Source organism: Mycolicibacterium arabiense, assembly GCF_010731815.2.
GTDB classification, from domain to species: domain Bacteria; phylum Actinomycetota; class Actinomycetes; order Mycobacteriales; family Mycobacteriaceae; genus Mycobacterium; species Mycobacterium arabiense.
In genome coordinates, this window is record NZ_AP022592.1 from 331,289 (window position 1) to 351,513 (window position 20,225).

19 protein-coding genes and 1 pseudogene are annotated in these 20,225 nt (G+C 62.7%); 12 read left to right on the top strand and 8 right to left on the bottom strand.

Translation table 11 applies throughout. The features are described from left to right. Positions 1 to 67 precede the first annotated feature (67 nt). The gene (locus G6N61_RS01170; protein ID WP_163916438.1) at positions 68 to 1,486 is read left to right on the top strand and encodes an ATP-binding protein; all 1,419 of its coding nucleotides are present in this window, start codon (positions 68 to 70) and stop codon (positions 1,484 to 1,486) included. A 683-nt stretch (positions 1,487 to 2,169) separates the two neighbouring features. Here G6N61_RS01170 and G6N61_RS01175 read toward each other — a convergent pair. After that, complete coding sequence (locus G6N61_RS01175; protein WP_170314445.1) at positions 2,170 to 2,334, bottom strand: hypothetical protein; 165 nt, start codon at positions 2,332 to 2,334, stop codon at positions 2,170 to 2,172. 720 nt (positions 2,335 to 3,054) lie between these two features. On the opposite strand from G6N61_RS01175, the gene G6N61_RS31300 reads away from it, so the two are divergent. From G6N61_RS31300 to G6N61_RS31305, 7 genes and pseudogenes are all read left to right on the top strand, one after another. Then, positions 3,055 to 3,219 carry a CGNR zinc finger domain-containing protein gene (locus G6N61_RS31300; protein ID WP_264076788.1) on the top strand — a complete coding sequence of 55 codons (165 nt, stop codon included), beginning with the start codon at positions 3,055 to 3,057 and terminating at the stop codon, positions 3,217 to 3,219. 302 nt (positions 3,220 to 3,521) lie between these two features. Then, a pseudogene (locus tag G6N61_RS01185) lies at positions 3,522 to 4,545 on the top strand (tyrosine-type recombinase/integrase). Between the two features lie 715 nt (positions 4,546 to 5,260). After that, positions 5,261 to 5,956 carry an adenylate/guanylate cyclase domain-containing protein gene (locus G6N61_RS01190; protein WP_163916440.1) on the top strand — a complete coding sequence of 232 codons (696 nt, stop codon included), beginning with the start codon at positions 5,261 to 5,263 and terminating at the stop codon, positions 5,954 to 5,956. Between the two features lie 34 nt (positions 5,957 to 5,990). Beyond that, positions 5,991 to 6,719, top strand: a complete 729-nt coding sequence (locus G6N61_RS01195; protein WP_235887094.1) for an adenylate/guanylate cyclase domain-containing protein — start codon at positions 5,991 to 5,993, stop codon at positions 6,717 to 6,719. Positions 6,720 to 6,812: 93 nt separating this feature from the next. Then, positions 6,813 to 7,262 carry a Pycsar system effector family protein gene (locus G6N61_RS30630; protein WP_264076787.1) on the top strand — a complete coding sequence of 150 codons (450 nt, stop codon included), beginning with the start codon at positions 6,813 to 6,815 and terminating at the stop codon, positions 7,260 to 7,262. 154 nt (positions 7,263 to 7,416) lie between these two features. Next, the gene (locus G6N61_RS01200) at positions 7,417 to 8,271 is read left to right on the top strand and encodes a hypothetical protein (RefSeq protein WP_163916442.1); all 855 of its coding nucleotides are present in this window, start codon (positions 7,417 to 7,419) and stop codon (positions 8,269 to 8,271) included. 385 nt (positions 8,272 to 8,656) lie between these two features. Then, complete coding sequence (locus G6N61_RS31305; protein WP_407666224.1) at positions 8,657 to 8,896, top strand: hypothetical protein; 240 nt, start codon at positions 8,657 to 8,659, stop codon at positions 8,894 to 8,896. A gap of 170 nt (positions 8,897 to 9,066) precedes the next feature. On the opposite strand, the gene G6N61_RS01210 is transcribed toward G6N61_RS31305, so the two are convergent. From G6N61_RS01210 to G6N61_RS01225, 4 genes are all read right to left on the bottom strand, one after another. Further along, complete coding sequence (locus G6N61_RS01210) at positions 9,067 to 11,799, bottom strand: tetratricopeptide repeat-containing protein (RefSeq protein WP_163916444.1); 2,733 nt, start codon at positions 11,797 to 11,799, stop codon at positions 9,067 to 9,069. A gap of 161 nt (positions 11,800 to 11,960) precedes the next feature. Beyond that, positions 11,961 to 12,206: a hypothetical protein gene (locus G6N61_RS01215; RefSeq protein ID WP_163916446.1), complete on the bottom strand. Its 246-nt coding sequence runs from the start codon at positions 12,204 to 12,206 to the stop codon at positions 11,961 to 11,963. A gap of 433 nt (positions 12,207 to 12,639) precedes the next feature. Beyond that, a complete protein-coding gene (locus G6N61_RS01220) occupies positions 12,640 to 13,002 on the bottom strand; it encodes a histone-like nucleoid-structuring protein Lsr2 (RefSeq protein WP_163916448.1) in 363 nt (120 codons plus the stop codon). Between the two features lie 39 nt (positions 13,003 to 13,041). Continuing rightward, on the bottom strand, positions 13,042 to 13,314 hold the full coding sequence (locus G6N61_RS01225; RefSeq protein ID WP_163916450.1) for a DoxX family protein: 273 nt from the start codon (positions 13,312 to 13,314) through the stop codon (positions 13,042 to 13,044). A 348-nt stretch (positions 13,315 to 13,662) separates the two neighbouring features. Between G6N61_RS01225 and G6N61_RS01230 the strand changes: the two genes are divergently transcribed. The 3 genes from G6N61_RS01230 to G6N61_RS01240 all read left to right on the top strand — a co-directional run bounded on the left by G6N61_RS01230 (position 13,663) and on the right by G6N61_RS01240 (position 16,085). After that, positions 13,663 to 14,871, top strand: a complete 1,209-nt coding sequence (locus G6N61_RS01230) for a BamB-related PQQ repeat family beta-propellar protein (RefSeq protein WP_163916452.1) — start codon at positions 13,663 to 13,665, stop codon at positions 14,869 to 14,871. A gap of 253 nt (positions 14,872 to 15,124) precedes the next feature. After that, positions 15,125 to 15,460 (top strand): DUF732 domain-containing protein, encoded by a 336-nt coding sequence (locus G6N61_RS01235; protein WP_163916455.1) that lies wholly within the window; start codon positions 15,125 to 15,127, stop codon positions 15,458 to 15,460. A gap of 139 nt (positions 15,461 to 15,599) precedes the next feature. Continuing rightward, positions 15,600 to 16,085, top strand: a complete 486-nt coding sequence (locus G6N61_RS01240) for a hypothetical protein (protein WP_163916457.1) — start codon at positions 15,600 to 15,602, stop codon at positions 16,083 to 16,085. On the opposite strand, the gene G6N61_RS01245 is transcribed toward G6N61_RS01240, so the two are convergent. From G6N61_RS01245 to G6N61_RS01255, 3 genes are all read right to left on the bottom strand, one after another. Then, the gene (locus G6N61_RS01245; RefSeq protein ID WP_163916459.1) at positions 16,039 to 17,328 is read right to left on the bottom strand and encodes a GGDEF domain-containing protein; all 1,290 of its coding nucleotides are present in this window, start codon (positions 17,326 to 17,328) and stop codon (positions 16,039 to 16,041) included. The two genes, G6N61_RS01240 and G6N61_RS01245, sit on opposite strands and share 47 nt — an antisense overlap. 271 nt (positions 17,329 to 17,599) lie before the next feature. Beyond that, positions 17,600 to 18,109, bottom strand: a complete 510-nt coding sequence (locus G6N61_RS01250) for a neutral zinc metallopeptidase (protein WP_163916462.1) — start codon at positions 18,107 to 18,109, stop codon at positions 17,600 to 17,602. Positions 18,110 to 19,113: 1,004 nt separating this feature from the next. Further along, complete coding sequence (locus G6N61_RS01255; protein ID WP_163916464.1) at positions 19,114 to 19,752, bottom strand: neutral zinc metallopeptidase; 639 nt, start codon at positions 19,750 to 19,752, stop codon at positions 19,114 to 19,116. 61 nt (positions 19,753 to 19,813) lie between these two features. On the opposite strand from G6N61_RS01255, the gene G6N61_RS01260 reads away from it, so the two are divergent. After that, complete coding sequence (locus G6N61_RS01260) at positions 19,814 to 19,963, top strand: hypothetical protein (protein WP_163916466.1); 150 nt, start codon at positions 19,814 to 19,816, stop codon at positions 19,961 to 19,963. Positions 19,964 to 20,225: the final 262 nt, after the last annotated feature.

Genomic DNA, 20,225 nt, shown 5'->3' on the forward strand with positions numbered 1-20,225 from the left:
TTCAGTGAATGAAGCGCGATCCGTGAGGGAATCAACACCGGCGACGGCAATGCTGCGAGGGTTGTTCTTGTTCGAGGCGCTGCCAGGGGAGCACCTTGAGTCCCTCGCCGCCAACAGCGCTTTGGTGGACTACGACGCCGGGCTCCTCTTCGGCGAAGGCGAGCCCGCTCGCTTCTTCTACGTGCTTGTAGATGGCGAGCTTTCGCTGAGCAAGCGAGCCGGCGACCGGGACGTCGAGACGACGCGTACCAGCCACCGCGGCGCATACTGCGGCGCGACAGCGTCGTTCATCGAGAACCCGCCCGAAGCGTACGGCTTCTCCGCGCGAACCGTCGGTTCCACGCGGATGATTCGCATCGGCGCGGAATACCTTGGCCGGTTCATCCGCACCCATTATCCGATGGCGGTGCACTTGCTGCAGGGCATGCATGTCGATCACGAGGGCGTCCACCAAATCGTCGATCAACAACGCCGGATCCAGGCCGCCGGAACACTCACTGCCGGCCTCATGCACGGCCTCAACAACCCTGCAGCGGCCATCGCCCGGATCGCATCACACCTAAATACGATCCACCACAGGGACCTCCAGGTCTCGACCTACGGACGCCTCTCCCCGGCTGCCGCTGCTGTCTACGCTACGTTCAGATCTGACGCGAGCCGGGCGGTCCAAGCAGAACAGATCTCGCCAGCGTCGGCGTTGGAACGCATCCAAAGGGAAGAACGAATCGACGAATGGCTCACCGCACACGGTATCGAGCAGTCATGGGTGAAAGCACCGACTCTGGCTGCCGGCGGTATATCCGTTAGCTGGCTGCAGGTCGTGGCCGATACCCTCGATTGCACTGATTCCCTGTCCGAACTCGATGCGGTCTTATCCGCGGTAGCCGATCGGCTCGACACCCTCCTGCTCGTCAAGGAACTCGCCGCCGCGAGTGCTGAGGTCAGCGCACTCGTCGCATCAGCGAGGACGTATTCACAAGTAGACAGTTCCCCCCTACGGCAGTGCGAACTCAACGAACTCCTGGATAGCACGTTGACTGTCATGGCTTCCGTCGTCGGCGACGGCATCGACATTCGCCGCGACTATGCCGCGAACCTGCCCCCGCTCAGGTGCTATGCCGCAGAACTCAACCAGGCCTACAACAACATCATCCAGAACGCGGTCGAAGCAATTAAGGCGACTGATGAGCGCACGGGCACCATCACGGTGCGTACCAGTTTGTTCGACCCGGGCATCGTCCGCGTCGACATCATCGATACCGGGGCCGGCATCGATGCGGCAATCCACGATCGCATCTTCCTGCCCTTCTTCACGACCAAACCGGTGGGGCAAGGCATTGGAATGGGCTTGGACTTGGCTTGGCGCACCATCGTCGGAATGCACCGCGGGTCCCTGAGCGTTGCGTCCCAGCCTGGCAACACCCAAATCACTGCCTGCTTGCCGCTCGAACTCGGGAGCCCTGAACCCCATCCCGCGGCCCCGTGATCCGCGCCTGCGACTGGCCCCACCAGTGATGGGATGTTGACGACCACACCGTGAGAGTTCGATGCGACAAGGGGCGGGTAGAAGGCTCTGTCTCGTCTTGCCGCGCCGGCTCATGACGGCGGGCCACAAAACGTGACTGCACGGTCAGTCGCGCACACGACGGGGGTTGCAGGCGTCCGAGTAGTCACGCGCGACGCGCCGCCTCGGCCCGGCGGTGGGGCCTGGTGTCGCCGCCCGGGCTTTTGTAGATTCCAAAGGTGTTGGAGAAGAGAGTCATTGGGTGAGCAGCGTGTCAATCGCGTCTGAAATGTGATGCGGAAGGAGCGCACGTTCGACCGCTCCACGCATCGAGGTGCCAAGCTGCACTCGCCAGTCCGACCGTTTGATCGCCGTGGTGTTGTGGCCGGCGTGGCGTTGCCACGATGCGAGTAGACACGTCTCCACGCGTCAGAAGGTGCTGCTGGGTGCTGGTGCGGTGAAGCCTTCCTGAACCGGCGTGAGTACCGCATAGGGGTGCGGTTGCGGCTCCTGGCGTCGATCGCGGCGAGGGCTGAAGAGCGATCCTCGAGCCGCCGCCCCGCCCTCGATCTCGCGCTGAGTGGGTTCGATGTGCCCCGGGACCCTTGCCGACACCAAGAGGGTCGGGCATCAGTTCGGTGCCCGACCGCGCTCGGTGACGGTGCCTAGTGGTGAACGGTCGTGTCAACGTGCGGGACGGCGACGTGCGGCTGGGTGATGGTGTTGACCCAGATGTGGTGGCCAAGGTCGGCTTGTGCGGGCGCGGCTAGGCCGAGGACCCCGGCGGTCAGGGCAGCAGCAGCGAGCGAGACGATCCCGAAATTCTTCATGTCGATACTCCGTCGTGGTTGTGTTTGCGGTCTTGGCTCACTTGGGGAGTGGCCAAGGCCCTAGCGCGATCACTCGGGGTAACTCCCAAGTGATCTACTAATGGTAACAGTGCCTCATCACCATTAATTCCGGTGCAGGAGCGCAGAGACGTTTGTTCTGAATCGGCAGGACCGGGGGCGGTGACCTTGCCGACGCCCAGCACTAACGCTCATGAACGGGAGTACCGTTATCCTCGCGGGCTGTCCAGGGCCCAGGTTCCCAAAAGGAGGTGCGCCGATGTCGACTGGGCACTACCCAGACGAAGAACCCGTGGTGGTTAAATTGCTCAACACGCTGTCTGTGGTTCGCGGGGGCCGCCTTCACGACGTGCTGGCCGACCCCTCCGAACTGCGCCGTGGGTGCGCGATGCGTCCTCCTGGACGGACCTGACTCCGCGGCGCGGGGACGCTGGCATCAACGAGCAGGCTGCCGTCGTACGCCTAGTGTCCTTACGCGACGCAGCCCGCACGCTTGCAAGCAAGCGGACTCAAGACCCCCGGTCTCTAGGGGAGTAACCGGTCCGCGACGTCCGTGCCGCCATAGCCATTGTCAATGACAGCTCGGCGCTTAGCATGGTCTGGCCGGAGATGACGTTAGACGGACCCAAGGTGCAGCACCGTGAAAACTAATCGGGCGGAACTCGACTCGACGCGCTCACCACTGTACTGGCGCGTCGTCTGATCCAATTCGTCGAAAGCCCCGAATGGGGTCAGTTATGCCCTTGCGTCGCGCCAAGCTGCGCCTATTACTTCGTCAAGAACAACACCCGTCGCCAATGGTGTTCCCCACAATGCGGCAACCGAGCCCGAGTCGCCCGCCACTCAGAGCGGCCCCGCCAAGTGTAAGGGCCTACGATCTCCATGTCGCGAACCGCCGGGTGCGTCCGATTCGAGGGTGTGATTCGAAACCAGTTCACCCCGAGGCGGGCACCAGCCACAAAACGACGGTGCCACAGCCTAAATTCGTCGGCGCGACACTCCGCGGCCGTCACTATTGGGTAAGCGGGACAGCCGCCAGGCGCCACTCCAGCTGGACAGGACGTCGTAGTAGAGCCATCGTCAACCGTTCGCCGCAGATGGGCAGGGTCTGCCCAGCGAGTCCATCGTGGATAACCACTGTTATCCATCAGTCCCGGCATACTGGTGCAGTGCCCCAAGGCAGTCAACAGCCAGCCGTGTCGCCGTACCCCGGTTGGTTCAGCGACTTCCTCGCCGATCGCGCGATCCGCAAGCCGTCACCGCACACGGCCAAGGCCTACCGCCAAGACTTCGAAGCGATCGCGGTCCGAATCGCTGGCACGGCCGAGGCCGTGCCGCACCTTCGCACCGATGACCTCTCGAGGGATGGGTTGCGTTTGGCGTTCGCCGCCTACCCACTCAGCGGCATCGGTCCGGCGCTGCTGGTCGACGTGGAATACGTTGTGCACCTTCTTGTTCACCGCGGAGCTGCTCGAGGCCAATCCGATGCCCTTGATCGGTCGCCCAAAGGTGCCCAAGAGCCTGCCGAAGAGCTATCCCGCCCAGGCCGTCGCCGATCTAGTGGCTGCGATCGACGCTGACCACGGCTCTACCCGCAGCAGCGACTGGCCCGAGCGCGACCGCGCCATCGTCTTCACCTCATTGCTGGCCGGCCTGCGCGCCGACGAACTGCTCAACGCCAACGTGGGCGACATACGCCGCACCGACGACGGCGGCGTCCTGCACGTCCGCGGCAAGGGCAACAAAGATCGCCGCATCCCGATCGGCACGGAACTCCTGGAAGTCCTCGATGCGTATCTAGAAACACGCAGGACTCGCTTTCCCAACACGCGCAAGCGGGGCTCGAACGGCGGCACGCTGGCCGGCTTCGGCCCGACCGCTCCCCTGTTCGTGGGAAGCAACGGCGAACGCATCACCCGCGGAACGCTGCAGTATCGCATCTTGCGCGCATTCAAAAAGGCCGGCATTAACGGCGAACGAGCCTCTGGCGCACTCGTCCACGGTCTGCGCCACACCTTCGCCACAGAACTCGCCAACGCCAACGTCAGCGTCTACACGCTGATGAAGCTCCTCGGCCACGAATCAATGGTCACCTCACAACGTTACGTCGACGGCGCCGGCACCGACACCCGCACCGCCGCCGAACTCAACCCCCTGTACGACCTTCTCAACACACGCCAGCGAAGTCACTAACTGTCGCTTCGCGCGAGTCGTCAACGACGCGAACGCAAAATAATAGTTATTATGTCAGCTTCATTCAGGCAAAGCTGCGCCTCAGTCGATTTCAGGTGTTGATAATTGTTGTCCGCTCGCAATACGGATGGCGGGTCTCGCAACGAACCTGGCGGTCGGCGGGATGCGGCCACTTCCCACTCAATCTGGCGGTACGCCATAGCAGTTCCAGAAAAGTCGAACCACTGCGGTCGGCGGATTGCTGCTTGTTTGCCGCCCAACCTGGCCTGAGGGCGCGAGCACGCCGCCGTCGTCGCACGGTCACTTACTGACTTGATTGGGCCGCTAGGTGATCCATGAAGAGGTTACGTAGCTGCCAACTGGCGCACGCCACCATCTCAAGGCTGCCGACGGTGCGATTCACCGTTGCCACCCTTGCACCCTTCGCCCCAACCGTTCGCCTTTGTTTCGTCACTGTGACGCAGTGCATGTGGCGCCAATTATCGACAGACTGTCAGGTCCCAGCGTGCACGTGGCCGAGGAGCGAGGGTTTCATTCCTCGGGTCCTTCAGCGTGGCGATGCCTCGCTACTGCGGGCCGAAGAGGCGGTCTTGAAGGTCATGGTCGATGGGTCGCGCGCTCAGATGCTGGCCCAGGCTACCAGGATCCCTGAAAACTACCCGGCCCAATTCAATGAAAGCTACGTTGCTTGTGTTGCAATGGAGGGGAAGGGAACATGGGACTTGCAGACGATGTGAGCACGGGAATCGACGGAGTATTAGACCCAACCTGGGCAATCCGCAACGGCCAAGTAGTTCCAGAGACGACTGATATAGCGCTCAAAGATGGTGCCGTACGCCTCGACGCGACCTATCTCTATGCGGATATGGCGGATTCGACCGGACTAGCCCAGCAATACAGTGACACAAAGGTCGCGAAAGTAATTCGTTGTTACTTAAATGCGGCTACTCGCATCATCAGGGCGCGAGGGGGCCACATTCGCAGTTTTGACGGCGACCGAGTTATGGGGATATTCATTGGCGGGTCGAAGAACTCGAACTCGGCGAAAGCCGCACTGAATATCAACTGGGCGGTCCGTAAGGTCATCCAAGACAGGCTCGCATCGAAATGGGATAATTTCGACTGGACCGTGAACCATGGTATCGGTATTGACACCGGCCAGGCGATGCTTGTCCGAGGCGGAGTCCATGGCCAGAACGACATAATTAGCATCGGCGGCGCACCAAACATTGCCGCTAATCTAAGTGACCTTAGGCAAAATCCGTTGACAATATTTAGCGATGTTTATAGCCGCCTAAGCAAGGAGACTAAGTTCCGCGGTGACAAAGATATGTGGCAGAAAATGGGCACAGCTACATTCGGCGGCAAGTCGGTCCTTTACTACAGTTCTTCCTACACATGGAAGCCATGACATTGTCCATACCCCTCCCTTCGAACCGAGGTTGATGGCATCGATGTATCCCAGTATCGAGGCGACAGTAGGCGACATCTTCAAAGCAGAATGGAACATCGCCCCTGGATTAGTTGTGCCGAAGACCGAAGACATAGCGCTGAAAAACGGCGGTCGGCTCCTTAACGCGACTTACGCATACGCAGACCTCGGTGAATCAACCAAACTTATACAATCAAACCTTTACAAGGAAACAGTTGCCAAAATAATACGCGCTTACATCAACTCGGCAACCCGGGTTTTTCGCCATTACGACGGCGAAATCCGTAGTTTTGACGGTGATCGAGTGATGGCAATCTTCGTGGGTGAAGACAGAAACACTCGCGCAACGCGCGCTGCATTAGCTATTAACTGGGCGGTCGAGGAGATTATTCCCGAGGCAATCAAGACTTGGTGGTCCGACGGTCAAGATTTTTGCAGGATTACGCACCGCGTTGGTATAGACACGGGCGAGGCGCTAATCGTCCGAGGCGGCGTGAGGGATAACAATGATCTAATATCCATAGGAAGCGCTCCAAACGTGGCGGCAAAATTGAGTGATTTGAAGGACGGCTATGCTATTTATGTTTCGGAAGCCGTTCGAGATGATATGGACGACGAAGTCGCATCCTTTCCCAACGCGAACGGTACAGTGTCGAACATCTGGTATCGCTTTCCGCATCCGAAATTGATAGGTGATAATTCGGTCGTAGTTTACGGAACCAACGCGTATTGGGGGCCGTGAACAGTGAGCACCGAAAATCCTGAACTAGAACGGCCTGACCCGGTAGACACCGGGTGGAGAATCCACGCTGCAATTGCCGACTGGACCGGCAAGGTGGACGCTAAGGCCTCGTTCGCTCTCGCAGTCGAGTCGGCACTGCTGGCCGGCGTCGTCACGTTGTCTGGAAAAGATCGTGCGCTGGACGGAGTCAGCGGCTGGGCGCTGATATGGTACGTGGTCGGTGTAATCCTCCTCATAGCGGCTGTGTTGTGCTGCGTATGGACAGTGCGACCTCGCCTGCGGAGTTCCAAACTAGAGTTTGAAGCGCCCGTCAATTTCATCTACTTTGGGCATCTGCGACTTCGTACGCAGGACGAGGTGAGCGAACACCTCCGCGACTCGGACCTAGTCCCGGTGCTGTCAAGACAGCTTGTCGAGATGAGCAAGATCGCTTGGACCAAGCACCGTCTCGTGCAGATTTCATTGACTTTCGCGCCATTAGGTGTCGCGTGCTTAGCAGTTGCTGCTACTTATCAGCAGGCGTCGGGTTGCTCGCCGTCATAGGTATCCGCGTGTCAAGATATGTCAGTTTCGGTTCAATCCCACTGCGCTACAATCTGTTTCGTTTGGTGAATACTTATGTCCTGTCCGCATACTCACCGTGGCGAGTTGAAAGCGGCCTGTTCAGTTCCGGGACGTCGCTGACACCAGAGAAGGGATGACGTTGACCGGGTATCCGACTCTCATCAAGTACAAGCAGTATCGCGAGTATGAAGCGGCCAGAATCGCTGCAAGCGACGCCATGATGGCGTTACTGGCAGGGGCGCAATTGGCGACTCATCTCCTGCAGCTCACGGAGGGATCTGATCAGCTGCTGCCGGCGGTCTTTCCGAACGTGGCTCACATCAGGCGGTTTAACCTGAGGAGTGATGCGGCGAGGCGGCTCTTGGACAACGCAGATGGCCATCTTGGTGCGATGGGAGTGCCGTACGCCCTGGCGCTCCACGAGGACTACCTGAAGAGCTGCATCTTCCTGCTCGAGCAAGCGGGGCTGGTTGCCCCGAGGACCTCCGAACGGAGCCGCCTCGCGACGCAGCACGACATCATTGCGACAGCATCGAACGAGACGTTCTCGGCGGTGCCGCGCAGCCAGATTGACACGTTGAGGCTGATGCGGAACTGCCTCATCCACGCAGGCGGTCGAGCTGATAACGCTCTAGTGACCCAGGTGGCAGGGTGGACCACGGACGCTGCTAATCAGTGGATGAAGGTGGCGAAACGAAGCCCCCGGACCCTCCAGGTCGGGGATGTAGTCGAATTCGGTCACGGCGAGATGATCGTTGCTCTTGCGGTAACGAAAACCCTCGACCGGCAAGTGAACGTGATGCTTCAAAAAACGCTGCCTCGCGACGTCTGGTCCGACATGGTGGCGGCGGAACTCGCCGAACAGAGCCCGTCGCTAGTGCGAAGCAGTACTGCATCGCGCAAAGTCAAGGGTCTAGCGAAACAGTTCTACTCACCGCTGGCGCTCACGGAGCAAGAGCTAGCGGCCTCCATCGCGAAGCTCACGTAAGTGTAGAAAGCGGGCGCTCTACGTCCTTGAGCTACAGCCCCGATGGTGGGCCGCCGAGTTTCACACTCGGATCTCCCGCTTCTGTGGAACGTTCGGTTACGAACCGATAGGACTGAGACCCCGCTCCTGCTATCGATAGTAGTGAGCACGGGCCCTGAATGTCGCCGTCTGCATCTGCTGGAACACCAGGCCTCCGAGTGGCCCTAACCCGAGACGCCAGATCGCAGTCCTCGATGCTTACCTAGAAACACGCAGGACCCGCTTTCCCCACACGCGCAAGCGGGGCTCCAACGGCGGCACGCTGGCCGACTTCGGTCCGACCGCTCCCCTGTTCGTCGGAACCAAAGGCGAACGCATCACCCGCGGAACGCTGCAGTACCGCATCTTGCGCGCATTCAAGAAGGGCCTGGCATCAATGGCGAACGAGCCTCTGGCGCACTCGTCCACGGCCTGCGCCACAGAACTCGCCAACGCCAACGTCAGCGTCTACACACTGATGAAGCTCCTCGGCCACGAGTCGATGGTCACCTCACAGCGTTACGTCGACGGCGCCCGGCGCCGACACCCGCACCGCCGCCGAACTCAACCCCCTGTACGAGCTTCTCAAAACACGCCAGCGACGTAACTGACTGCCGCTTCGCGCGAGGCGTCAAGGACGCGAACGCAGAATAAGCATCGTTATGTAAGTTAGTCGCGATCTCAGGTGAGTGGCTTGAGGCCGAAATGGAGGACGAACCCAGCGAAACGGCGCAAGCGCCAGCACGGCCGTCAGTCGTCGTCGCAACTCGACCGCCTTCATTGTGTCAACCGTCGGCGAACCTCGCCCTGAAGCTTCGACAGGTGCGACGCGGATCGGCTGCGACGCCACTGGGGCTCAGCCAGTCGGAGCCCTGTGTCGAGTGCGATGTAGATGCTGCGGAACGCGTAGGTCAGATGAGTGCCCGGATCGGCGTCCAATATCCGCTCGATGACTGCTGCAGCCTCACGGTGTTGATTCAGGGCCAGGTGTGCTGTTGCGGCTTGGTGGTCAAGGAACGTTTGCATGGGCGCCGCTGGGGACGCCCTTCGGGCTGTGTCGATCACCTGCAAGGCTAGCCTGTGGTTCCCGGCTTTGTTGGCGCCGTTGATGTCTTGCATCATGCCCGTGAGCGATGGTGAGCGCTGCTGACGTGCTGCGATGTCATTGAAGTCGCGGCGGAAGGCTTCAGTTTTCGCGGTTGCGAACCGCTGGAGCGCATCGGCCGCCACACGTGCGCACAAGTACGTCTGCTCACCGATCTTGGGTTGATCGGTGACCTCCAGTTGCCGGAGTTCCTGCAACGCGCGCTCCGCCAGCTTCACTGCTCGCTCGACACCGAGTTCACCGATGTATGTGTCGGCTATTGCGTCCGCTGCGGCCTTGGTGATGATGGTTCGGCCGCGCGGTGGCAGAGCAAGGCTATTGACGTCGTTCAACACGCGTTCGATCGAAGCGACGCTGCGCTCGTACTGCCCACGCGATGAGTATGCGTTGGCTGCCTCGCATCTGAGCAAAGCGGCGGCGCAACGGTAGTTAAGCAGCTGCTCGCTGTCAGCGTCCGGTTCAACATTTCCGACGACGTCGTCGACGGTCTTCAACACGGTGTCAGCGTGCACCAGCAGCTGGTCCACGGGGAAGAAGAACCCCTCGTTGCGCATCTCGTCCAACCATCCATACACGGTTCCCATGAGATCGGTGAGCAGCCGCAGCAGATCAATGGGCGCAGTGATGTCGACGACGATCTTGTGAAGGATCTCGTGGACAAGAGGGTGCAGGTTGAGGGTATCGCTGGCGGGGTTCTCCACACCGGTTCGATCGACGTAACGTGTTCTGCGCGCAATTGTTTGAGTATTGAGGTTGGTCATGATGACATTGCGGCGATGTTCTCCGGCCACGTGGGGGCGTGGCGGATGCGCGAGGTCGAAAGTGTGGTCGGCGTCCACAATCTGAAGCATCATGTTGAACGGTATGAGTTCGGGAGCCAGCAGGGCGCTGCTATGTATGAGCTCTTGCGCGTGGCCACGATCCTCGTCGCTGCCCGCTTTCGCGTCACGCAGTTTGGCGACGGCTAAATGAATCGCCGCAAACGCAGTGTGATCGAAGCCTTCTGGCTTCCAGGCAGGGTCGTCGAGGGCGGCCAGCTCGTCAAAATAGCCGACCGACAGGTAGGCGATGTCGCTACCGGAGTCGCGGAAGTAGAGGCCAGCCATGGCGACGGCTAGTGGTACGCGCCCCAAGCGCGCCACGATGTCTGCAATTGCGGCCCGATGGTTGGAGGCGTCCACGTCGGCATAACTGGCAAAGCAGGCGATCGCTTGGTCTTGGGTGAATGCGTGGATGGCCATTCGGTGGGCGGCGGTCCACCACGTCGTGCTGTTGGTGGAGGTCACAACGGTCATCCCGCACCCGCTCGTGGGGACGAAGGCCTCGATCTGCTGGCGATCCTTTGCGCCGTCGAAGACCAGGACGAACGGGCCGGCGACGCTTGCGATGGCGCTGCGGAACAGCGTTGCGACATCAGCATCGTCGTCTGCGGGCTGACCCATCTTCGCCAAGACGTCTCTCGCTTTTGCGGTGATGAGACCGTCTGCGCGGCAGTCCATCCAGATAATTTGTTCGTACATGTGCCGGTTGAGTTGGCAGAAGTCCGCGGCAAGGGTGGTCTTGCCGAAGCCCGTCACGCCGGACAGAACCACCGTCGCCGGCGTGCGGCCTGCCACGCTGGCGTCGAAGAATTCAATCAGCGTGGCCAGCTCTTCAGCCCGCGGTACCGCAGACACCACCCGCGGGACTTCCAGCAATGGGACGCCCCAGTCATAGCCGCGCAACGCGTGGCCAATCTCGTTGTCACTGATGTGCAACAGATCGAGGACCTCGGCCGCGGGGATCGTTCTCGAAGACAAGCCGGCGGCGGAGTCGAAGATTCGATCGAGCAAGTGCGACCGAAGGAGGCCTGCAGACCGCACTCCCGGTCCGAGTGCGTGATCGACCCGTAACGTACGGATGCGTTCAAGCACCGACAGTTTGACGTCGTCGACAGTGCGCTTGTCGTGAACGATGCGACCCAGCAAGTGTTGACCGGCTCGGAGCTCGTATGTGTCCTGCGACGCCGTCGTCGACGCCGGCGGACCGCACCGCTCACGTAGCCGCTTCGACAACGGCTTGTTGGTCAAGACGGTCTTCGACGTTGGGTCACCCGACATCTTGGCAAAGATCGCGTTCACCGTTGAGGGCTTGATTGGGTTTCGCGCCGACGGTCGGCGCGACCCCTTGACCTGGACACTTTCCGCGGTTGCTGATCCCCCACCGCCCACACCCGCAATCGCGTAGTCCACGACCTCGTCGGGGTCCCCGTCGGAGACCTGTTCCAACCGGGTGGGCTCCACCGTCAGCACTAAGCCACTCACATCGCCGCTGTGCTCGGCGAGTTGCTGTAAGAAGTGATCAACCGTCGCAAAGTATTGATAGCGCAACCCGAAGGAGGCAAATCCGCCACCGTCTCCTGCCACGCTATCGCCACCCGTTTGATGTGAGTTCAACGCCGGCGCTGAGGCTCAAAACCGCGGCCCGGGCTGGGCGACGCTTGCTGATCGCAATGGCGTCGCGACCATTCTTGGCTATGTGTGGACGTTCGGTGAGGTCGCCAGCCGACCACGACAGGGGGCTCAAGTCACAGCTGCCGGCCCGGCCTCTTATACCGCGATCCATAGAACACACTTTCATGGTTGAACGCATTATCCATCGACTGTCCGATGAACTGGACGATTCCGAGACTCAGGAGCGTGACGTCTTCGCGAGAGAGCGCCACTATTGAAAGGGATCCAACCGCCGGCTCGATGTCGTTGACGAGGTACGCCGATTCGTCGCCCACCGACAGCGGAGTGCCGCCGCTCGCGGGGGCGGACATCACCTCCACGGCCTTTGCAGGGCCGACCTAGTCGAGATCCCGGACCCGCATAGCCCGGGTGTGTCGCCGAACGAGGTCGAGGATTGCCTGCCGTTGACGCGGGAGCACCGATGTGTACGCGGAGCGATCCTTGCGGTTACGCAGGAGCCGCCGGATGTTAACGGTCCGGTCCTGAACTGCGGTAATACTGGTGCGCGATACTGGGATTGAACCAGCCCCAAGGGGCACCACTGGAACTCTGGACTGGTGCGATAACCGTTGTTAATCACGTAGACCCGGCACAGGTGGAACTTGAGCTTACGTCCGGCTCCCCGCTTCGGTCCGGACTCCCCTACCAGGGCTGGTTCACTCAGGTCTTGGCTGATCGGGAAGCGCGATCCACTCATGTGGGCGGCCGTGGGGGCGTGGGCTCCGCTGGGTAGCTGCGCCTGTATGAACGCCGTTACCGCGCGGTGGCGCCCTCGAACGCTTCGAGCACTTCGCGGGGGACGCGGCCGCGGGGGCTGACTGTGTACCCGTTTTCGGCGGCCCAGGCGCGAATGGCCGATGGGCTAGCTCCCGCCTCCGCCTTCGTGCTCCGTGATTTTTTGGCTCGGCGGTTACGGGGCCGCTCCTGACCAGAAACCTCGCGTGCTGCATTGATGTAGGGGGTCAGCGTCTTGTCGAACTTGGACGCGTTCCGCGTGGACAGATCGATTCGGTAGCTCACGCCACGAACGGAGAACTCGATCGTCTCGCCTCCGCCGTCGGTGATATCGGTGCCGTCGATGTCGTCAACGACTTGTCGGGTTACGCGCTCAGCCATGTGTATCCCTTTCATCATCCCGTCCCCAGCGATCTGACCTTACCGGTAATGCGCGAAACCCTTCGCTGAGGAGACGGCCGAGTGCCGTCGCGACCCGAGAGGAGAGAACAATCGCGGCCAGAATTGGCCCTTCTGATCGTCGACGCGTTCGTGGGTCGCGATCGCCCCGATAGCAAGAAAGGTGAGCCCGGCCGCGGCCGCGATGTCCAGCACGGATACCGCTAAACCTGCGACAAGCTCGCCGGCGGCCGAAATTTGGAGTGCACCGACGACACAAGAAGGGCCAGCGCCGAGGCGCATCTGGTCACGCATCTGCAGCGATTCTTGGCGCCGATTACGTTGGGGACGCCCGCGCCGAGGAAGGCTGTCGCCACGAGCGCACTAGGACGATGGACTGAATGTCGCCAAGGCGAAAAGAGGTGCAATCGAGCGGGTTCCGGGCGTGGTTCCATAGGAAATGGACCAGTGGAACTGTCGTAGCGAAGGGCAATGAGCGTGATGAGCAGGGTCTCGAGGGATGCGCGAGCTGTCCTGACCCGGCGGGGCGGTGACGGTCGTTGTCGCCGCTACCGCGGCCGCGGTGGTCGCCGCGATGTGTCACGTCTTCGAGAACCTGTGGCTGACGACGTGACTCGGAGGCGGTCTGCCCTTGTACTGATCGTGGCAGTAGCCGCTGCCGTTGTGATCGGTGCGGTCGTGATCGGTGGGGTGTCCGGCATCGGTCACGATGACCGGCCCGTCGACGCCACCATGTCTGCGCCAACCGAGGTCCCGGCGATCCCACCAGAATTGGGTGACAGGCGGTTTGAGGTCACCGTCTTCGGCCGTCCTGACGCGCAGCCCCGCGTCGTGCGCGCCGGACCTGGATTCGCCGTCGTCGTCGATGACAACCTGACGGCCTATGGCGCCGACGGTGTGGAGCGCTGGCACTACCGCCCCGCCTACACCGCGATCGACGACGTGCACGTCTACGACGACGGGACGGTGCTCATCGCAGCACTGTCCGACAGCCTGATCGCGTTCGACGCTTACACCGGCCAGCAGCTGTGGACATCACTGAATGAGGATCTGCGCGGCGCGTTCGACGGCTACCAGAACTCCACCGAACGGAAGCCGTACCCGTCGTTGCCGCGGCTCCTTGCACAGTCGACGGGAACGGTGATGATGGGCTTTGATCCGCGCACCGGCGAGGAGACGTGGCGACACTCGAGGGGCTGTTCCAAGACCGCCTACACCCCCACGCAACTGTTGTGCCTCAACATGTGGGGTGACCACGCGAGAGTCACGGTGGTCGACGCGGCCACCGGGTCTGCGGGCGTTGACGTCAGGGTGCCGATCCCGGGTGCCGGCCGCCCCGAGACCTGGACGTTCATCGCCGAGGACGTCGACTCCACCGGAGCCGGTGTCGCGATGACGTTCTGGATCTCGGGTAGTGGTGAGCAGGACCCGAGCCCACTGGTCTACCTCAACACCACCTCGCGTGCCTCGGTGCCGCTCGGTGAGACATCTGCGTTCGGCGGGGATCCGCGTGGCGACTTGCTCGTCACATCGCCCGGCGGTGGCACCGTGGCACTGCACGATGCGGCAGGCGCTCGGCGGTGCGTCATCAGCCCTGACGCCACGCCGGTGGACGGTGAGTTCGAGGCCACCGCCTGGCTGACCGATCAGATCATCGCCGTGTTTAACCGCGGCAAGGGATTCGACCCCGAGCCATCACTAGTCGTCTTCGACCGCGACTGCCGGTCACTGTCGGCGCAACCCGTGCCAGCTGGCACGGACATCACCGAGGTCGTGCCAGCCCCCGGCGCCACGCTGATGGTGCGCAGCGACGGCACCGGTACACACATCGACGGCTACTCCCCTCGGTAGGTGCCAACCACCCGTGGCGGCCTTACTCGAATGACGGGTGGTCGAGGACTGATTCAGCGGACACGTAAGCCGGGCATGACGAGCTGCCGGCGTTCGCGGCCGCACCGGCCATGGCCTGCGATCTGAGTTCGGGTCCAGGTGGCGGGAACGCGCATCAGGCCCGGCTCGATCCACGAAAATTGGTGCAATGACGGCCCCCCAGAGCGGCTTACGGTGGTTTCACACGTCAACGACACCGACACAGGGGGATCACATGCTCAACTCCGCAACACGACTGACGGCGCGCGTCGCTGCCGCTGCGCTGGCCGCCGCAACGATGTGGGGAGCCGCCGCCGCACCGGCGACGGCGTGGCCCATCCCGCTGACCGACGTCGAAGTGAACTACCTCAACTCGGTCCGAGGCGCGTTCCCCGGCAACGACGATCAGCTGCTGCTGGCCGGAAAGCAGGCCTGCCGCATGCTCTACACCGGCCAGGGCACGCTGACGACGACCAACGCGACGGCGACCCAACACGGGGTCAGCTTCGAGCAGGCAGCCAATCTCGTCGGTGCCGCCCGCAGCACCATGTGCACGCAGGCCCCCGGCTAACCCGAACGACCATGGCCTTTTACTCGCGCCCACGACACGGTCACCGCTAGCTCCCCTACCCCGCAATTGATGCCCACCGGGCGCTGCCAAGCAATGACGACGGTCCATATATCTCAGTGAATTCTGGAAGGAGCGGCACGTGAACTCATCTCCGTGGGAGCCGCCACGACCGCCGTTGGGTCCCCAACCGGGATGGCACCCACCGAATCCCTACGGCCCCTCCGGTGGTCAGGGGAACCCGCCGCCGTGGCCGGCATCGCCACCGCCTCCGTACGGTATGCCGTCCCCGCATCCCTACGGTGGGGGCGGCGCGCTGCCGCCGAGGAAACGTAGCACCGCCAAGCGTTGGCTGATCGGCCTCTCGGTCACCGCAGCGCTCGTCCTGGTCTGCTACGCCTTGCTCTACGCCACTGGGGCCGGCCCGCGCGACGAAGAGTCCTATCAGGCTGGCCGGTCCGCCGGTGAGAACGGCGCGACCATGGTCAAGTTCGGCGGATCGACGCCCGAAGACTACTGCGAGCAACAGTTCACTCTCGGCACTACGATTGGCGCCAAGAGCGACTTCGAGCGTGGAGACTTCATCGACGGGTGCGTCGACGCGTTGACCGAGAGACTGAGCCGCTGAACCACATTGCGAAACGGGTGCCGGGTCTCCACCATCGGCGTCGCCCGGCCCGGCCGCGGCTGTCCAAGATGCCGGCCAGTGACGCCGCGTGCACGTGGCTCCACCAATCGGGTGTCTCAACCGAATTGGTCAGGACGTGTCGTGGGGGTTCTGCCGCCGGTTCAGCACCGCGAGTTTGGGCTCGATCACGTACCGGGCGACGTTGCCCCCCCGTGCGGCGTGAGTCGTACATGGCCGCGGTGGCAAGAGTGACGATCTCGTCGACGACCTCGCCTGGGGGCAAGGACCGCAGCGGCGCGAGTGGAGTGCAGACCACTCCGACGCTGACGGTCAGTCGCTGAGGCGCGGCGGCGACAGCGTGGTGGATCCGGCGCACCAAGGGAGAGGCGTCACGGGTGGCGAAGACGTCGACGACGACGAACTCGGCCTCGGAGGTATGGGCGATGATGGCATCGCGGCGCACGGTGTCACGCATGATGTGCGCTGTCGTCGTTCGGGCGCGGTCGGTGGCCCGTTGCCCACCCATGCTCGTGATCAAGGAGTAGCCGTCGATGCTGAGCAGCACCAGCACGAAGTAGCGGTCGTCGTCTCGGCTTCGGGCGGCGAGTAGCGTCGCCACGCGTGACTGCATTCCGCGTTTGTGTGGCAGGCCAGTCAGCGGCTCGATTTCGCCGGCGGTGGTGTGGGACTTCGCGATGCGCACCGCGACCCATGTCATGGCGGCGGCGAAGACAGTGACCGCGACGACCAGGACGACACTGACGATCGCCATGATGACATCGGCGGCGGCGAGTCGGCTGGCCAGGGCGACCAGCACCGCCGCCGCGACAGGCCAGGTGAACCACAACAGCCTGGCGCTGTGAAACGCCACGACGTAGACCGTGATCACGGCGAACGATATGGCCCCGAGCAGCCCGGTCTGTGCACTGCTGGTCACCAGCGACGCCACGCTCACGCACAGCGTGCCTACGATGACGCAGGCCAGCGATTCGGCTCGAGTCGGCCACCGGCGTCGTAGCCAGATCAGGGCCATACCCAGGCAACTGAGGGTGACGGCGGCGGCTAGCCCGCGGCCCAACGGCTGCGCGGGTCCAATCGGGCTGGCGAGGGTGAGTAGGGGTGGGGCGCCGAGAGCGACGATGACCGTGGCCATCACGCGTCGAGTGAGGGTTTGCAGTCCTCGTTCGGTGAGAAGTGAGGTCAGCCAGTAATACCGGTCGGAGCGCAGGGAGGACCGGTTCACGACCCGTTGTGACGACTCCATGGCTTCCCTTTCGCCGTCACTGCGTCAGGATGCGATCACCGTTTCGCCTACTGCCCCTCGGCGAGACCGGTATGCACATGGCCGCCGAGGACCGATGAACGCCGATCCGACGTCGGCCGCAATGCTACGCCGCGGTGCGTCACCGCTGGCTCCACACGAACGACCGTTCTGCGCTCCAAGCAGACACGGCCCGTAGCGCGGCGAACAATTACCGACCAGTCCGACATCGGGCAGTGCCACGCCTGCGCGGTCAGGCTACCTCGGCGGACGAGGCTGACCAGCTGTTGCAGTCTGCGATCTGATTGCGGATTCCGCGGACCCACCAGCCCTCTATGTTGGCGGCTGTGCCGTGTGTCGGACTGTCGTTGCCGCTGCTGTACTCGAATCGTCGAGTGTGATCGATGTCGGGTCGGGTGAACGGGCCGCCGCTGTCGACGATGGATTCGATGAACATTCCGGCAAAGCACTGCACTCGTAGCTCATTTCGGCGGGTGAGTTCCAAGCCGGCCGGAGTGTCTCCGCCTGCCTCGCGTCTACGGTCGTGCGCTTCGGTGAGGGTGCCGGTGAGTCCTTGCACGTGGTGGCCGAATTCGTGCGCGAACACCGACAGGTAGTTCAGCGGCCTACCCTCGGTCCAGGACTCTGGCAGTCCGGCGATCGGCATGTAAATCGTCTCGTTGGACGAGCAATAAAATGCTGCTGCCTCCTCGGTCGAGACTGTGCCGCACGGTGACGTGGCGCTCGTGCCGGCCGGGACCATGACCTACGGCCTGTCGTATTCCATTCTCGCGCGTTCGAACAACGGCTGCCATGCCCGTTCGACGCACGGTAGCGCGGCTGCGTAGAAGGCTTCGCCGGCGGGCCCATCGCTGGGGTAGCCGGGAGGGCCACAGACCTGTTTGGCCATGCCGCCCGTCTGGAGGATCGGGTTGCCGCTCAGCGCTTGTTCCCCGGTAGGTACGGGCTGAACGCTGGGTGTCGTTGCGGTGCTAGTGGTGGTCCTGGCGGTCGTTGTGCGGGTTGAACGTGTTGTCGTGGTTCGTGACTCGGATGTCGAGGCGGCGGTGCTCCTGGCCGTCGGCGCGGAAGTGGTTGTGCCCGAGGATCGGAAGATTTCGGGTTTGACGATCGCCACTCCGATGACGCCGAGTACGACGGCCATGACGATCGCCAGGACCATCCTGGCGTCGAAGAACCTTGGCGGTCCCGATGCGGCAGCTGGTCCGGGTGGTGCGTTCCATCCCGGCGGAGCCGGCGGTAGGTGTGACCCCCATCCGGAAGCTGGCGCTGCAGGCGGTGGCGTGACCCATCCCGGCGGGACTTGTCTTGCAGCATGCGCCGGCGGACGGGGCCCAGTGGGAAAGGCCTGCGGTGGCGGCCCGGGCCGCGGCGCAGATCCTCGTGGCGGTACTGGTGGCCGCTGATACTGCTGCTGGGATGATGGGGGCTGGGCCGGACGGTGATAGCCCTGCCCGTACGGAGCGGGGGGCGGGGGTCGGCGGAACGCGCGATGTGAGCCGGTATCTCCCCATTCCGGGGCCGCCCCAACCGCTCTGGGCGGAGGTACCGGGTACAACGGCCGTGGCGACGGCCGGGAGGCTGGATGCTCAGGGCGCCGGTTCGGGCCGCCCGCTGAAGGTTGACCCCGAAACGGGGGTTCTCCACCGGAGGGTTCGCGATACGAATCCACCGGCGTAGGCTACCGCGCGTCCGTCGCTGCTGGTGACACGAATTCGTGCTGGGGTGACGGCCTGCGTGGGTGCCTTAGGCGACCTCGGCCGACGAGGCGATCCATGTGTTGCACAACGCGATCTGATTCTGCACTCCGCGGTTGAACCACGCGTCGATGTTCGCGTTAGTGCCGTGCGTGGGGTCACCGATCCAGGCTTGCAAGACGTTGCCGATGTCGCTTTCGGTGAACGGGCCGCCGCTGTCGACGACTGCGCCGATGAACAGGCCCGAAAAGCACTCGGATTGCAGCTCCATTCGACGAGACCACTCCAACCCGGCCGGGCTGTCACTTCCGGCCGCACGCCTTTGGCGCCAGGCCTCCTGTAAAGAGCCGCTGAGTGTCTGAACATGGTGGCCAAACTCATGGCTGAACAGTGACAGGTAGACGATGGGGACACCATTCCAGTCAGGGTGTATTCGGCCCATCGGTAGGTAGATCGTCTTGTTTGACGAGCAGTAGAAGCCAGTGGTGGTGGGCCCCACCGTTCCGCACGGTGATGTCGCATTACCGTTACTCGGGACGAGAATCTTCGGTTGGCTGTACTCAAACTCGGCACGGCCGAGCAGTGGCTGCCACGCCGAGGCCAAACATGGGAGCGCAGCGTTGTAGAACGTCTCCGCGGCTGGCACCTCGCTGGGCCAGCCAGGCGGATTGCAGATCTGTTTGGTCATTCCGCCTGTTTGCAGAATCCGGTTACCAGCCAGCGCTGCCTCGCCGGTGGGTGTGGGCGGTGTGGTGGTCGTTGTGGTGGTGGTCGTTGTAGATGTCCGCGTGGTCGATCTACGGCTCGACCTTGTTGTCGTGGTCGAGGATTTGCTTGTCGGTGCTGCGGTGACCTTGCTCGACGGGGAACTGGCAGAGCTGCCCGGACGGAACAACTGAGGCTCGACGATCGCCACGCCGATGATGCCGAGCGCAATAGTCATGCCGATCGCGAGGGCCGTTCTCGCGGTGTGCTTCTGCTTCGGCGGCGACGGAGCCGGCGCCGGGGCGGGCGCCCAACCGGGCGCGGCTGATGAACGCGGTGCCCATCCACCAGGTGGTGCAGGTGGTTGCGTGGGCGGCGTTCCCGCGCCGGGGATATGAACAGGCCGGCCGGCGTGCCGAGGCGGTCGGGGTCCGGGGGGAAAGGCCTGCGGTGGCG

Bases quoted from the DNA above. Each gene is read 5' to 3' on its own strand.
- G6N61_RS01200 (WP_163916442.1), top strand. From the start codon at position 7,417: ATGACGTTGACCGGGTATCCGACTCTCATCAAGTACAAGCAGTATCGC.
- G6N61_RS01225 (WP_163916450.1), bottom strand. From the start codon at position 13,314: ATGCGTGACCAGATGCGCCTCGGCGCTGGCCCTTCTTGTGTCGTCGGT.
- G6N61_RS01250 (WP_163916462.1), bottom strand. From the start codon at position 18,109: ATGGTCCCGGCCGGCACGAGCGCCACGTCACCGTGCGGCACAGTCTCG.
- G6N61_RS01195 (WP_235887094.1), top strand. From the start codon at position 5,991: ATGGCATCGATGTATCCCAGTATCGAGGCGACAGTAGGCGACATCTTC.
- G6N61_RS01175 (WP_170314445.1), bottom strand. From the start codon at position 2,334: ATGAAGAATTTCGGGATCGTCTCGCTCGCTGCTGCTGCCCTGACCGCC.
- G6N61_RS01235 (WP_163916455.1), top strand. From the start codon at position 15,125: ATGCTCAACTCCGCAACACGACTGACGGCGCGCGTCGCTGCCGCTGCG.
- G6N61_RS01220 (WP_163916448.1), bottom strand. From the start codon at position 13,002: ATGGCTGAGCGCGTAACCCGACAAGTCGTTGACGACATCGACGGCACC.
- G6N61_RS01190 (WP_163916440.1), top strand. From the start codon at position 5,261: ATGGGACTTGCAGACGATGTGAGCACGGGAATCGACGGAGTATTAGAC.
- G6N61_RS01255 (WP_163916464.1), bottom strand. From the start codon at position 19,752: ATGACCAAACAGATCTGCAATCCGCCTGGCTGGCCCAGCGAGGTGCCA.